The organism is Microcoleus sp. S28C3 (genome assembly GCF_036700785.1).
Taxonomy (GTDB): domain Bacteria; phylum Cyanobacteriota; class Cyanobacteriia; order Cyanobacteriales; family Microcoleaceae; genus Microcoleus; species Microcoleus asticus.
Genome location: NZ_JAUBPO010000011.1, coordinates 75,339 through 89,924 on the forward strand (window position 1 = coordinate 75,339; position 14,586 = coordinate 89,924).

The following is a 14,586-nucleotide window of genomic DNA, read 5'->3' on the forward strand; positions in this document are numbered from 1 at the left end:
GGCGTAGGCCGACTTTGTTTGTGTAGCAACGGTTTCAACCGCCGTTTTAACGCCAAGTTTAATTGTTGAGTATAAAAGAAAGTATTAACGCGGAAAATCATCTCGCTGCTTTAACAATTCTAGCACGATCGGGTGAATGTCGTACCACAAAACACCATTGCGATACTCCAAAACATACAACCCGTGCAGCAAGTCCAAAAACCCTTGTGCTTTCGGGTCAGCGGGTTTAAAATCTCTGTAAGTTGCAATCAACATCTCATAATCAGTCGTTCCCAAACGGGTATCGAAATCGATCCGCAATTTATTAATCGCTTCCTCAAAAACCTCAGCATTAATTTTAACTGCTGCTTCTGGATTCCGCCGCACCAACCGCAAACAAATGCGACAGCATTCGTTTGCAATTCTAATCAATTCTCGCAATACTCCACCGCTGTACGCGACAACGCGATCGAGTGTTTCCGGTTCGATTAATTCGCTTCCCAAGCGTTTAGCTAAAATCTCTTTCAATCTCGCCGCCGGTTCCGCCATTGCAACAGCACCAGCATTCCGGCTTTCCCCGCGTTTAAACAGCTTTGTGACTGGCATGAACACGATTTGATCGTTAGTTTCCGTTTCCACGGTAGCGGCCAAAGAGACATCTCGCAGCGCGGAAATAGGAGTTGTTAAAATCATCCTAAAATTCGGCAAAAACAGCGCTTTGATATGTTCTTGATAAACTTGGCGAACGACACCTAAATCCAACTTGTCCAGGTCATCAATCACTACAATTACGTCTTTTTTGGCGCCTTCTCGAACTACGGCAGCAATTTCGTTAATTGTCGCCACCAAATCAGAAACTTTGCGAATAAATTCTTGTTTAATTTCTTCGCGAATCGTTGCATCAGCTTTTAATTTGCCTGTAATCATCTTAAACAAGTTAAAACCGACCGATCCGCTTGCGCCCAATTCGTCAATTTTTGTTTTAGTTTTAGTGGCAAACCAGTTATAAAATGATTCTTTAATTGATTCTTTGATGGGAATTTCCTGTTTTTCGGCTGCATCCATCAACTGAACAGCGATCGCAAACAAGATATTGATATGATTGACATCCGACATTTCAATCAAGTCGGAAATTGAGAAAAAGACGGTAAAATAGCGATCGTCCATCTGGCGGCAAAACTCAGCCAACAGTGTAGACTTGCCGCAACCGCGATGTCCGCTAAAAATAATTTTACCCCTACCGGAAGGGTCATCTTCGACTAATTGCTCTAATTGTTCGAGGACTTCCGTCCCGTATTCTACTCGGAAGTTTTCCACTTCTTTCGGAGTTATCAGCGGCGATAACTCCATATTTGCATAGGCTGTCCGAAAAGATTCTAGTAATATTTTTGACATGGCACTCTGAGGCTATTATTTAATCTTATGGACGATTATAAGCTTTCTAGCACCTAAATGTAGATTTTTGGGCAGGTAAGATGCCCACCCCACAAAAGTTTTTTGGTCTCCGTAGATATCCCAGATTTTTACCTATCGGTCATTTGGGTGCTGTCCCAGATCGAACTGGCGATCGCAAATCTTGCGTCAAATTCCAACATCCATTGCGATGCTCAAAAATATAAGCACCGGGTTCTCCATAAGTGCGGATCAGATCGCCATTGTTATCTTCTGCTTCCATATCTATACCAAACTCGGCTTTCACATAATCTACGCGGAATGTTTGGCGATCGATCTTTTTGACATTTATCTTCAGTTTATTGTTCAGTTGCTCGCGGAGGCTAAGTTTTTTTGTCGAAGAGTCCACATAGATGTACGAATAGTCGATTAAGCCAATTCTAAAATCATCGTAGTTTTGCTTACCGATCACCTTTAAAAGCTTGCTGGGATTTTGATAATCTCGGATTTGGATATCCGACCAAGTATAGGTATTGCGTATTTCTTTGTTTTGATAGTCGTAGCCTCTAACAAAGTCCTCGAAAAAGCTTCGGTATTCCTCTAGCGAACACGATACAGGCGCCGATTTTCTCGGACTCTCGATTTGCGAGGCTTTGACATTTGCGATCGAATGTCGATCGGCACTAACATCGTTTTGGTTTGTCCAAAAGTCAGGGCTCGCATTGTGGCGTTGCAAAATTGCGGGATGATTTTGATTGTTTTGTGGGATTGGCGTCCCGCCCGTCCGCTGTATTTTCAAAGCAGGCGGGACGCCTACCCCACAAGAATCATCCTCAAATTTTGCAACGCCTGCATTCGAGATTGCTACAGATTCCTGTGCTGTTTTGGCAGCATTTGAAGCTTTCGTAGAAGAGCCGGCACAGACTCCAATTAATGCTAGCAGCAACAGAGCCATCATCTTTCTGTAATTCATGCAGATTTGTCCTCCATCAATGCTTCAATGTGATGCGATCGAATCTCACAGTCCACAATTAGAAATAAACATCTCGCGTCGAATTGCCAACCATTCATTGCTGCTGGCTTTATCACCTATACTAATTTGCTGCCCTGTCGTTTGAGGATGACGGCTATAAAAAATTATATCTGCAAGGCGATCGTAGGTTTGCTCGTATGTTTCGCCGTTAATTACTGTGAATTCCCATCCTAGATCTCTTGGTTCGGGCCTATTGCAGACTTCTTGTGCGGGCTTAACTCGCGGATCGATTTCTGCGCGTAATCTCTGCCATTCATTGATATAGTTGCGATCGCCCGCTTGCAGTTTGCGGTTGTTGAGTTCAGGATTAACCTTGTAGAACAAGAAATCCGTTAATCTATCAACGGCTCGATCGCGCGATTCGGCTTTTGCTAGATTGGCCCCACCGAGCACAAGGGCGATCGCGAGAGTACAAACCATTGAAAATCTTGAGACTGGTTTAATTGACAGCGACTTGATTAGCATACTGATTTGGTATTTATTTTTACCGCCAACCCAACCACCTTAACAGCGGCACAATTAAATAATGACTCACTCCCAAACAAAGCCCGATCGCACTTCCCAACAAACCAAAAAACACAATTGAACCCCAAATTTGCAGCCAGCCTAATGTAGCGTTAGACAGTGACAAAATCCCCAAGAAACTCCCCGGAAAAATGTTCCAAGCATTCAGAAACAGAAACATTCCCGTAGAGAAAACAGCCACTACCAAAGCGTGAACTAATTGATGGCTGCGCAAACCCATTCCCACAGTCAGAGAGGCGATCGCAAAAGCTCCCAAAATAACCCCCTGCACGCCGCTAGAAGCTGTTGCTTCCATCCAGCACAAACCCGCCAACAAATAGCCCTGAGCTCCCATCAATCCAGACAGCCAATACTGTTTTTGCTGGCGAAAACTCCCCGCATCCGTCAAACCGATCGCAGTTCCCAACCCCGCAAACCCAAACAGCAGCACTTCGGGCCCGACAGCGAAAGTCATATTAGGAATTAATTGGTGCAAACCTTCATTCAGAAAACTGGCAATTTGCGGGCCTAGAGGCGAAGCATAGCCCAAAACCAAACCGCCGATCGCCCCCGCACTTCCACCAACCCCACCGAGCACCATTTCCCAGCCGGTATCCAGAGAAGCTACCACCATTTGGGCGATCGCGCCGAACACCAAAACCGTCAAACTTGCCGTTTTTTGCGCCCCCGCCACCACTACTTGCCGGCAGAATTCTAAAATAGCTTGACCCGCAGGGGCGATCGCGATTTTGCCCTTACTCCTAGCATAAATCTCCTGCAAACGCGCCCGAACATCGCCAGCCGTCGCCGGACGCTGCTGCACGTTCGATCGCACCATATCGTCCAACAAATTCGCCAAAGCCGGACTCACAGAGACTATGTGGCGCCACCGCAACTCTCCCGTCATCGGATCTTCAATTTCCGCCGGATACTTCCCCGTCAGCAAGTGAATGCAAGTCCGCCCGAGGGCATAAAAATCCGTTGCCGGCACGACACCGCCTCCCACAATTTGTTCCGGCGGACTGTACCCGGGCGAAATCAACCGCGTCGAACTCGGAGAATCTTTCCCCACCCGTTCGACACCGCCCATTTGTTTAACTCCCCCAAAGTCGATCGCCACCAATTGCAGTCCGCCCAAACCCTTGCTCAGCAATACTTGGGGCGATTCCGGGTCTCGCAGCATCAAATTTGAGGGTTTAATGTCACGGTGAATAATTTGACACCTGTGCAACTCCTCTAAAATTTCCACAGCTTGACTCAGCCAACTAAACACCCATTCCTGCGGACAGCCCTGAGGGTGTTCGTTGAGAACCTCTTCTAAAGTTTTGCCGTGAATCTTTTCCATTACCAAACAAGGCAGTCGCTTCGCAGCAGGATTTCCCTCCCCGCCTGCAAAATTTTGCGTTTGGACGTGAAAATAACCGTCTGGATCGACTCTAGGGACGCCGGGGTGCCGCAAAAGTGCCAAAACCCAAGCTTCTTGCTCAAACAGTTTCAGCGCTTTCGGGGCAGTTTCGAGCAACACTTTCAGGACGCGCTCGGTTTGAGTTTCTGTGTCCCAAACTGTGAAAATCGCTGCAAAACCCCCGGAACCGAGGCTTTCTACAGGCACGTAGCGATTTTTTAGCCGCAGCGGAGCCCCGCAACTATGACAAAAATTGTTGCCCCAAGTCTGAGGGTAGGGCCTTGGGCAATCTGGATTGATGCAGTGGACGGCTTTTGAAGGGGGGTGAGGCACAACCAGAGTAAAAATGGGGCTAAATATCCATAGTAGACTTACGCGCTGCTAAGGCAGAAACCAGGTTTTCAGCGAGGTTAAATTGCTGTAACGACGGATTTGGTTTGAGAAACAAGCTTGCTGCACAAGTCCTGTCCATATTATGTGCTATGCTGTCGATTTTTGAGTTGGCGGTCTAAGAGTCAATCGATTTTAGATTTTAGATTTTAGATTTTAGATTTTAAATTGCTACATACTAAATTGTAGTTGAGATCGATCGGGCGATCGATCTCAACTGCCAACCACAGCTTTAGGTATTTCTAACTAATTTCCGCTGACTCATTACCCATTACCAATTCTGATTTTTAAGTATTAAATTCTTTACATAAACAGTATTTATCCGCTGTTCGGCTCGCTGCACAATATATTTCGATCGAGCGAAATTCCTCTTCCGGCTCTGCGATCCCCAGCCTTTCCTCCTGCATCCTTGGTCGCTTACATTCTATAAGATATGTTACAAATATTTTCCTAATGTAAAGCAAAATAAATAATACTTATGATGATTAAAAGAATATTAAAATTCCAGAGCGCCAGTTTATTGATATATTTTTAACAGCCTGCGATCGGGCAAAAAAATTAAGCGAATACTAGGAAGCGAGATATGGCTTACGCGCAAACCCAAACTCAATCAAAGGCTGGGTATAAAGCCGGAGTTCAAGACTATAAACTAACGTATTACACGCCGGACTACACGCCGAAAGATACAGATATTTTGGCTGCTTTCCGCGTCACACCGCAGCCGGGAGTTCCCCCAGAAGAAGCTGGAGCTGCTGTGGCTGCTGAATCTTCTACAGGTACATGGACGACTGTTTGGACTGACCTCCTGACCGACCTCGACCGCTACAAAGGTCGCTGCTACGACATCGAGCCAGTTCCCGGCGAAGACAACCAATACATCTGCTTCATTGCTTATCCTTTGGATTTGTTTGAAGAAGGTTCCGTCACCAACTTGCTGACCTCTTTGGTCGGTAACGTGTTCGGTTTCAAAGCTCTGCGCGCTCTGCGTTTGGAAGATTTGCGGGTTCCCATTGCTTATCTGAAAACTTTTCAAGGCCCTCCTCACGGTATTACCGTTGAGCGGGACAAATTGAACAAGTACGGCCGTCCTTTGCTGGGCTGTACAATTAAGCCCAAATTGGGTCTGTCTGCTAAGAACTACGGCCGTGCCGTTTACGAAGTTCTGCGCGGCGGTTTGGACTTCACCAAAGACGACGAAAACATCAACTCGCAACCGTTCATGCGCTGGCGCGATCGTTTCTTGTTCGTTCAAGAAGCTATTGAAAAAGCTCAAGCAGAAACCGGCGAAGTCAAGGGTCACTACCTCAACGTAACTGCCCCCACCTGCGAAGAAATGATGGAGCGGGCTGAGTTCGCTAAGGAAATCAAAACCCCCATCATCATGCACGACTACCTAACCGGTGGTTTCACTGCAAACACCACCTTGGCCAAATGGTGCCGCCGCAACGGTATCTTGCTGCACATTCACCGCGCCATGCACGCCGTGATTGACCGTCAGAAAAACCACGGTATCCACTTCCGCGTGCTTGCCAAGTGCTTGCGGATGTCCGGCGGCGACCACCTGCACTCCGGTACAGTTGTGGGCAAACTCGAAGGCGAAAAAGGCATCACGATGGGCTTCGTAGACTTGATGCGCGAAGACCACATCGAAGAAGACCGCAGCCGCGGTATTTACTTCACCCAAGATTGGGCCTCCATGCCCGGTGTCATGCCGGTTGCATCTGGCGGTATCCACATCTGGCACATGCCGGCTTTGGTGGAAATCTTCGGCGACGACTCCTGCTTGCAGTTCGGCGGCGGCACCTTGGGCCACCCTTGGGGCAACGCACCTGGTGCAACTGCTAACCGCGTTGCTTTGGAAGCTTGCGTCCAAGCTCGTAACGAAGGTCGCAACTTGATGCGCGAAGGCGGCGACGTGATCCGCGAAGCTTGCAAATGGTCTCCTGAACTGGCTGTTGCTTGCGAACTCTGGAAAGAAATCAAGTTTGAGTTTGAGGCAATGGATACGGTTTGATGATTTTGGGTTTGAGATTTTAGGTTTTAGGTCGCAAACTTGCTGGGAAGTCTTTATCTTTGAAGAAGATTTACCAGTAAGTTTGCATCCAAAATCTAAAATCCAAAATCTAAAATTTGAGGGAGCTGGGGTCAAAAATGGATCTCAAACAAGTTGCGAAAGACACCGCTAAGGTGCTGGCAAGTTACCTAACCTATCAATCCGTGCGGATGGTGGTCGCTCAGTTGAGCGAAACCAATCCTCCTCTGGCAATCTGGTTGAACGACTTTTCCACTAAGGGCAAAATCCAAGATGGAGAAGCTTACATTCAAGAGTTGCTGAGGGAAAATCAAGATTTAGGATTTCGGATCATGACTGTGCGAGAGTATCTGGCTCACGATGTGACAGAATATTTGCCAGAAATGGTTTCTACTGGCATTCAACAGGCGAATATGGAACACAGACGCCAGCATTTAGAGCGAACTACGCAACTTAATTGGTCTGTTTCTAGCAGTAATCCTGAAACATCAATAGATTCTGAACCGAATCTGGATAATTTGTCGAGTTAATCGATCGACAAGTGCGATCGAACACACACCTTAGAGATACAAAAAATGAAGACTTTACCTAAAGAGCGTCGTTACGAAACTCTGTCCTATTTGCCCCCGCTGAATGACGCCCAAATTGCCAAGCAACTCCAGTACATCCTGGATCAAGGCTACATTCCCGGCGTAGAATTCAACGAAACCTCTGCTGCTGAAATGCGCTACTGGACTTTGTGGAAGTTGCCTTTGTTTGGTGCTCGCAGCGTCAAAGAAATCATGTCTGAAATTCAAGCTTGCCGCCAAGAAAATCCGACGTGCTACATCCGCGTCATGGGTTTTGACAACGTGAAGCAGTGCCAAGTGCTGAGCTTCATCGTCCACAAGCCTAACACCAGAGGCTACTAAAAAGTATTGGCTGGCTAATCTAAATTTTAGGTTAACAGTCATTGCAGATTAGAGGCGGGGAATTTTCCCTGCCTCTTTTTTTATGTTTGTACTAAAGACTTTAATCCTTCTTCTTCCTTCTGCTATAGCTTACAAATAGCTTTTAAAACTTGCAGCAACAAAATTGAAAGTTCAGGCTCCATCAAAGTCAGAAAGGGCATTAGCTGATAGGTTGGGGAATTTCCTCTGCGGATATTGACAAACTGATAAAACTCTCCGCTAGTTGCCAATCCCCAAACAGACTCTTGATATTCTAAACTTTTAGAGGCGTAAGTTAGAAGTTGGGGCAAACCAGCGCGGGGAGCAATTAGACTATTTTTAGATTCTATTACTAAAATCCAAAATGGTATATCAGCGGCAATTTGTTTCTCTTTATTGATTGCTAAAATGTCAAATCTGCCTGTAATCGTTGTGTCTTCATCTTCTATAGTTATGTTAGCGATGTCTTGTTCTAGACTCATCTTGATTGGGCGGCGGTAGAAGCCAGCCAATCGCATTAAGGCAAACGTAGTTAAAGCCTGTACCAGTCCTTCAGAGACTCTTTCCACTGAGAGGTATTCGCGAAAATCGTTGCGGATTTGGGCGAGTTCTAACTGTTCTATCTCTATTAAGGATTCTAAGGATAAAAAAATTGTGTACGTGTCATTATTAAACTGCTCTTGGAATTTCAAAAATTGACTTACTTCACCGAGCGTTATATTTTTGGCGTTAATAGTTGTTGTCATATTTTGATAGGTATTTAAGTTTTAGTTATAATTATAACATAGAGATTGTGACCGTCAATTTGTACCATTCTTAGGAACAGGCAAGATGCCGGTTCCACGACATATTAAATTTTTTGTGGGGCGGGCATCTTGCCCGCCCATGGAAGTGACAAATGGGATAACTGCGAGCCTAATTTATCCTTTCCATCACAATCCCATCAACTACTTCATAACCCCAATTAAACTGTCGATTTGCCAACTGCTGAGCCATGTCATATTCGCCCAAATTGCAGAGTTCAACTAACATTTGATATGCTTCATCTCTTTCTCGCTGCAACCTTTCCTGCCGCAGTTTTTCTCTCTTTTGCTCAGAAGGATTTGGTCGCTCTTCTCCCAGCGGATTGATATTGCTAATTCGTTTCATATCAGCCTCATTAAAAAGGGATAGATTCTACGATTTCACCGTCAACTATTTCGTAGCCCCAGTCCGGGTTTGCAGCGATTTGTTTTTCAACTATACTTCGGCCGATAGGAGTTTGGTAAGCTTTTTGCAAAGAGGCAATACTGGGAATTTCGGCGGGAGTTGGCGATGCTGTTTCAGCAAGTTTCGGCAGTGCTGGAATCTGGTCAGATGTAGATTGATTGAGGGCTAATTGCGGCGCGATCGCCCCTAATTTCCGCATTACGCTATCCTTGGTGATTTGCGGTTTTTCGTTGAAGGAAGAGGGCAGATATGGTGTGTCAACGCCCTGTTGTTTGGCTTTGAGCGCATCGTCAGCAATACGATCGCACTTTCGCAAAAATCCCTCCCACAAATCTTTGCCCAAAACCGGGTTTCTCAAGTCAGCACGAGCTCTGGAGACTGCTGCTTCTAGCGGTTCTCCTTTGTGGACGTAATACTGAATTCGCTCTTCTTCAAAGGCCGGATAAGGTACTTCCGGCTCGATTTCCCAATCTCGCTTAACTTTCTGACTTTCTCCTAAAGGGATTCCGGCGACAAATTCCTCCCAAAAATTCGAGGCTAAGCCTTTTGTCATACCGTCAATAATTTTAAATGCCCATCCCGAAGGATGACCGAATCCTAAGCTGTGTTCTTTTGCGTATTCTTCTAAAGCTCGCTGAAAGTTGTGCAGTTGTTCTTGGGAGTTCCAAGGGCCGCTAAAGCGGTAATTTGGGGTGACAGCAACGGCTATTTGCTGGCGGGGTTGCCCGAAATATTTGTCGGTTTTAACTGTATGATTTAGGGGTGATGTTTCGGGGAATATTTCTACAGAGTGATTGTTGTTTTCGCGGGTTGTCTGTGTTATAATATCCGCAGGATTAATTGTCCAGAAGTTATTGAGTTTTTCCTCGAAAGCGTCAATGTCAGCCCAGAGTTCTAGGGTGTCAGTGTTGGGATTTGGTAGTTTTTCTTTCAGGAGCGATCGCACTTTGAGTTGCTGTCTCGCTAATTCCTGTTCTTCCTGATTTAAACCCGTGGCTTTTTCTATTTCTGTGCTGTTAGTTTTCACCCATTCGCCGGAGTAAGAATGTTGTGCTTGCCATTGCAATAATTGGCACAGAAAAATACTGGCTGTGACTCCGCCGGTAATTTTGGCTAGTTTGGGATAGTAGATAGCGGGATTTCCTAGATTGCCTAAAAATATTCCTATTTTCATTTTGTATATTCTTAATTCCCTTGAATCGTAGGGTGTTTATGGGCGCACCTTACCTTCAATCCTAGCGTGCGCCTAGGCCCACCTTACCTCGACTAAACTAGCATGGAGAAACTTAAGATTTTCTTTAAGCTTCTGTCTATTCCCGACTGAATGGAGTTTCTAGAGGAAAGATGGGGATCGCATATTCGATCGCCTGATTGACAGGACTGAGTTAAGCGTAATAATAAATTATTTACTGTACAGATCCTCCCAAAATGAATCCAGAACGCCAAGAGGCTTATTTGAACTTAATCGAGCGAGTGCTTACCTGTCCCAACGGCCAAGAACCAGAGGTTTTGAGTTCCTGTTCCGATTTAATTGATGTGGGATTTGTGCAAATGCTAATCCAGATATCGGCTTCAATGGCCCGCGAAGGTGACGAAGATACTGCTAATTTTTTAGTGCAACTTGCTCGTTTGCTGGGGAAATCTTTGGGTTTGTCGCCGGATTTGGTGCCGGCTGGGTACAGCCGTGCACAGGGGTAGAGAAAAGTTGCGATCGCCTCGTTGTATCAGGTTTTGAGAAATGGGGGCGATTCCCTACCCTTCGGGATAGCTTCGCACGCGCGTACTTTTTAAATGCAGCGATGGCTTTACAGTTTATATTCGAGAGGCTCGCAAAACTCATTTACCCCAGTTTTAAATACATAAATAATCACCGCTGTCACCAAAATCTCCGGGCAAACTTTTGCAGCAACTAAATCTCTAAATGCAGCATTCAATTGTCCGTTTGTCAACTCTTCTTTAACCTCGGATTTGCAGATAGCAACGCGGCATCTTTTGGCCAATCCGTCTAACCAATTTTCTGATATATTCGGTTCTTGTCCGGCTTGAATTGCTAGAGATATCGCTGCATCTTCGATATTGCCCTCGCAATCTTCGATTGCGTCTAGGGCTTTTAGGGCTTCGGGATACTCCGCTAATTGCGAGCGAAATTGGGCAATTTGTTGTGAGGTAATAATCACCATATTATTTTCCTGTGTTCTCTGCTGGCGGGACAATTTTAGCAATTAAAGGTGATATTATAGCATTTTTTTATTTGGGGTTGAGATTGATTGTTTGAATTTTATCACTGGTGCAATAGTTCAATGTGGTTGAAACCCCCGTCTCATAGCGGAGTCAGACGGGGGTGTCAACCCCTGGCGGACTTGGAGATAAACTATTGATTCACATCTTGCACCTCTTTAGTCCTCTAAAAGAGGGCTTTCGCTATGAGACAGGGGTTGAAACCCCTGGCGGACTATGGGACTAACGACAAATCACGATGATCGCCTTTTCAACCTCTGGCGGACTATCGGACTGACGACGAATCCCGGCAATTGTTGCTACAATCAAAAAAACCAACCGCCTCAAAATCTCACTAATGTTGGATAAAATCTGGCGATTCCTCAAACAATTAATTCAGCGGGTGTTCCGCACTTCTCTACAGCATTTTAACCCACCCTTACGCCCCCTTGGTAAGCGGGGGGAAGAAGGATCAAATCTTTCTTCCCCCCTCAGCAAGGGGGGACAGAGGGGGGTTCCTCCAACTTTGACTGATGCGGAATACGAGGCGAAGTTGATGGAACTTCTCGAAGGGGTGAATGAGGGCTGGGGAAGAGGGGACGTTGCGGACTTCTTACTCGCAAAACGCATTAAAGATGGTGATTTGGCGGCTTGGTTGCGGAGGTTTGGGGCTCGATTGTTGGAGGGCGCGCACGGGGACACCGCCGCTACGGATGCGGTGGTATCGCTTCAGGAATTGGCGCGCAGGTTGGAGTTGTTGGGTAGAGTTGCGGGCGGGGAATTGGGAGAGTGCGCGGGGAATGTTGGTAGGGAGATTTTGGTTGAGTTTCCGCTATCTTCGGTTGGGGGGGATGAGGATGTCGATCGAGAGGCTGAGGAATGGAAAAAGCGAGGTAATGAGCAATATGAACAAGGTAATTTTCAAGAAGCACTTGCTTTCTACGAGGGTTCTATTGAATTAAAATATAACGCTCCAGAAGTCTGGGAAAAACGAGGTTTAGTTCTACAGAAATTAGGTAATTATCAGGGTGCTATCGATTCTAATAACACTGCTTCTATTCTTTATCGTTCTTCTACAAATCATGATTCGGCATCAGTTTCTAAGCCCCAAGAAAGTTTTTTGATTCAAAGTGATAGAAAATCATCTTTTAACAAAGCTTTAGAAATTAAACTAGATGATGACGAAGCCTGGTTCAATCGGGGCGTTACACTGTTTAATTTAGGAAAATTAGAAGAAGCGATCGCCTCCTGGGATAAAGCCTTAGAATTCCAACCAGATTTTCCCCTAGCCTGGAACAATCGGGGCTTTGCACTGGGTAATTTAGGCAGATTAGAAGAGGCGATCGCCTCCTATGATAAAGCCTTAGAATTCCAACCAGATTTTCACCTAGCCTGGATCAATCGGGGCATTGCACTGGGTAGTTTAGGCAGATTTGAAGAGGAGATCGCCACCTACGATAAAGCCTTAGAATTCAAACCAGATGATCGCGATGCCTGGAACAATCGGGGCATTGCACTGCGTGAATTAGGCAGATTAGAAGAGGCAATCGCTGCCTATGATAAAGCCTTAGAAATTAAACCCGATTATCACCATACCTGGAACAGTCGGGGCAATGTACTGTGTGAATTAGGCAGATTAGAAGAGGCAATCGCTGCCTATGATAAAGCCTTAGAATTCAAACCCGATTATCACGAAGCCTGGAACAATCGGGGCATTAAACTGTATAATTTAGGCAGATTGGAAGATGCGATTGCCTCCTTCGATAAAGCCTTAGAAATCAAACTAGATGATCACGAAGCCTGGAACGATCGGGGCATTGCACTGTATAATTTAGGCAGATTGGAAGATGCGACCGCCTCCTTCGATAAAGCCTTAGAAATCAAACCAGATTATCACGTTGCCTGCAACAATTGGGGCACTGCACTGTTTGATTTAGGCAGATGGGAAGATGCGATCGCCTCTTTCGACAAAGCCTTAGAAATCAAACCAGATTTAGACGACGCCTGGTTCAATCGGGGCAATGCACTGGGTAATTTAGACAGATTGGAAGATGCGATCGCCTCCTACGACAAAGTCTTAGAAATCAGACCTGATGATGACTATGCCTGGATTAATCGGAGTATAGCAGTCAAAAATGCACCTGGGTATAACCAGCTAGTTTATGAAATCTTACAGGTGAACTTCCCTAAATCTCCACCAGTAACCAGAACTCTCTTAACTCACAACCTGAAGCAGCGCGGCTATGAAGGACAAATATTAACATTAGAAGCAGCCTTAGAATATTGCCGTCAAAATACCCACCCCGAAGGATATGGATTGTTGCATCAAGAACTAGGAAATGCTCACTATAGTCGCGGAAAACTCAATTCTTCCTACACCTATTGGAATAAAGCTGCTACCAGCTATAAAGAAGCCCTCAAAACTTTAACAAAAGATGCTTTCCTAAAATTGCATCTAGAAGTTTTTCAGAGTTTAATCAAAACTTTAGTCAGCTTAAAAGATACTGAAGAAGCAAATCTATTACAGCGAGAGGCAACCGATTTATTGCAGCGTCTGCTGAAAGAGCAAAACTATTCGCAACTCACCCAACAGCAACTCACCGACAAATTAGTTAGGTTTGAACAGTTAACGGTAAATATATTCATGCAGTCGGGGCAATTTGCCGAAGCCTTAGCAACAGCAGAAACAGATAAAAATGTCTGCTTATCTTGGCTGCTGAATGCCTTGCCAATTCCCCCTTACCAAACAGAAGAGAGAGTCACTCACGCACAAATTCAGCAACTTCTCAATCCCACAACAGCCGCGATTTACTGGCATCTCAGCGACGCATCCCTGACAACATTCATCATTAAATCCGATGGCTTGTTGTCTCCCGAAAACTGTTTGAGCGATTTTCCCGATAAATTTGAAGAATGGGTGAAGGAGTGGAATCAACAATACACGGATTATCAATCTAAGGAGAAAAAAAGTCAACAAAATCATCCTTGGCGTGCGGGAATGCCAAGTAAATTTGCCCGACTCAAGGAAATCCTGAAAATTGATGACATCGAACAGCAAGTAGAGGGGATTACCGACTTAATTCTGATTCCTCACCGGGACTTGCACCGCTTCCCAATTCATGCTTTGTTTAGTCGTGATTTTGTGGTTAGTTATTTGCCTAGCGCCGCCGTTGGGATTAATTTGCAACATCGGTTTAGTGGAATCTCTCGTTTATCTCCAAGTCTAGATCCCCCTAAATCCCCCTTAAGAAGGGGGACTTTGAATGAGTCAGTCCCCCCCTCCGAAGATACATTGAACACTCTTGTCCCCCCCTTCTTAAGGGGGGTTAGGGGGGATCAAAGCCTGGAAAACCCAGCCGAAATCTCTGACTTACCTCCAAGTCTAGATCCCCCTAAATCCCCCTTAAGAAGGGGGACTTGGGAGCATCTCAAATATGCAATGAGTATAAATACTATTCAGGCCAAAGCGAGATTTAAATAAGCACAACGATGTTTC

The 14,586-nt window shown here is 45.5% G+C and carries 13 protein-coding genes; 5 read left to right on the forward strand and 8 right to left on the reverse strand.

From position 1 onward, the window contains the following. Nucleotides 1-84 precede the first annotated feature (84 nt). The 4 genes from QUA13_RS05620 to QUA13_RS05635 all read right to left on the reverse strand — a co-directional run bounded on the left by QUA13_RS05620 (nt 85) and on the right by QUA13_RS05635 (nt 4,646). Entirely contained in the window at nt 85-1,374 is a 1,290-nt protein-coding gene (locus QUA13_RS05620) for an ATP-binding protein (RefSeq protein ID WP_333197270.1), read from the reverse strand. Between the two features lie 139 nt (nt 1,375-1,513). Next, a complete protein-coding gene (locus QUA13_RS05625) occupies nt 1,514-2,344 on the reverse strand; it encodes a hypothetical protein (protein ID WP_333197272.1) in 831 nt (276 codons plus the stop codon). Between the two features lie 45 nt (nt 2,345-2,389). Then, on the reverse strand, nt 2,390-2,824 hold the full coding sequence (locus QUA13_RS05630; protein WP_333197274.1) for a hypothetical protein: 435 nt from the start codon (nt 2,822-2,824) through the stop codon (nt 2,390-2,392). Between the two features lie 64 nt (nt 2,825-2,888). Continuing rightward, nucleotides 2,889-4,646 (reverse strand): serine/threonine-protein kinase, encoded by a 1,758-nt coding sequence (locus QUA13_RS05635; RefSeq protein ID WP_333197276.1) that lies wholly within the window; start codon nt 4,644-4,646, stop codon nt 2,889-2,891. A 640-nt stretch (nt 4,647-5,286) separates the two neighbouring features. Between QUA13_RS05635 and QUA13_RS05640 the strand changes: the two genes are divergently transcribed. The 3 genes from QUA13_RS05640 (at nt 5,287) to QUA13_RS05650 (ending at nt 7,646) form a co-directional block, all read left to right on the forward strand. Further along, complete coding sequence (locus QUA13_RS05640; protein WP_172187991.1) at nt 5,287-6,717, forward strand: form I ribulose bisphosphate carboxylase large subunit; 1,431 nt, start codon at nt 5,287-5,289, stop codon at nt 6,715-6,717. Between the two features lie 137 nt (nt 6,718-6,854). Continuing rightward, a complete protein-coding gene (rcbX, locus tag QUA13_RS05645; protein ID WP_333197277.1) occupies nt 6,855-7,265 on the forward strand; it encodes a RuBisCO chaperone RbcX in 411 nt (136 codons plus the stop codon). A gap of 45 nt (nt 7,266-7,310) precedes the next feature. Next, entirely contained in the window at nt 7,311-7,646 is a 336-nt protein-coding gene (locus QUA13_RS05650; protein WP_172187989.1) for a ribulose bisphosphate carboxylase small subunit, read from the forward strand. Nucleotides 7,647-7,768: 122 nt separating this feature from the next. Here QUA13_RS05650 and QUA13_RS05655 read toward each other — a convergent pair whose 3' ends face one another. The 3 genes from QUA13_RS05655 to QUA13_RS05665 all read right to left on the reverse strand — a co-directional run bounded on the left by QUA13_RS05655 (nt 7,769) and on the right by QUA13_RS05665 (nt 10,047). Next, on the reverse strand, nt 7,769-8,410 hold the full coding sequence (locus QUA13_RS05655; RefSeq protein ID WP_333197280.1) for a restriction endonuclease subunit R: 642 nt from the start codon (nt 8,408-8,410) through the stop codon (nt 7,769-7,771). Between the two features lie 169 nt (nt 8,411-8,579). Next, nucleotides 8,580-8,813 carry a hypothetical protein gene (locus tag QUA13_RS05660; protein ID WP_333197283.1) on the reverse strand — a complete coding sequence of 78 codons (234 nt, stop codon included), beginning with the start codon at nt 8,811-8,813 and terminating at the stop codon, nt 8,580-8,582. A gap of 10 nt (nt 8,814-8,823) precedes the next feature. Then, nucleotides 8,824-10,047: a hypothetical protein gene (locus tag QUA13_RS05665; protein ID WP_333197284.1), complete on the reverse strand. Its 1,224-nt coding sequence runs from the start codon at nt 10,045-10,047 to the stop codon at nt 8,824-8,826. Between the two features lie 254 nt (nt 10,048-10,301). Here QUA13_RS05665 and QUA13_RS05670 point away from each other — a divergent pair, with 254 nt between their 5' ends. Further along, nucleotides 10,302-10,571: a hypothetical protein gene (locus QUA13_RS05670; protein ID WP_333197286.1), complete on the forward strand. Its 270-nt coding sequence runs from the start codon at nt 10,302-10,304 to the stop codon at nt 10,569-10,571. A 107-nt stretch (nt 10,572-10,678) separates the two neighbouring features. Here QUA13_RS05670 and QUA13_RS05675 read toward each other — a convergent pair whose 3' ends face one another. Beyond that, complete coding sequence (locus QUA13_RS05675) at nt 10,679-11,053, reverse strand: hypothetical protein (RefSeq protein ID WP_333197288.1); 375 nt, start codon at nt 11,051-11,053, stop codon at nt 10,679-10,681. A 395-nt stretch (nt 11,054-11,448) separates the two neighbouring features. Between QUA13_RS05675 and QUA13_RS05680 the strand changes: the two genes are divergently transcribed. After that, nucleotides 11,449-14,571, forward strand: coding sequence for a tetratricopeptide repeat protein (locus tag QUA13_RS05680; RefSeq protein ID WP_333197289.1), 3,123 nt, complete (start codon nt 11,449-11,451; stop codon nt 14,569-14,571). Nucleotides 14,572-14,586 lie beyond the last annotated feature (15 nt).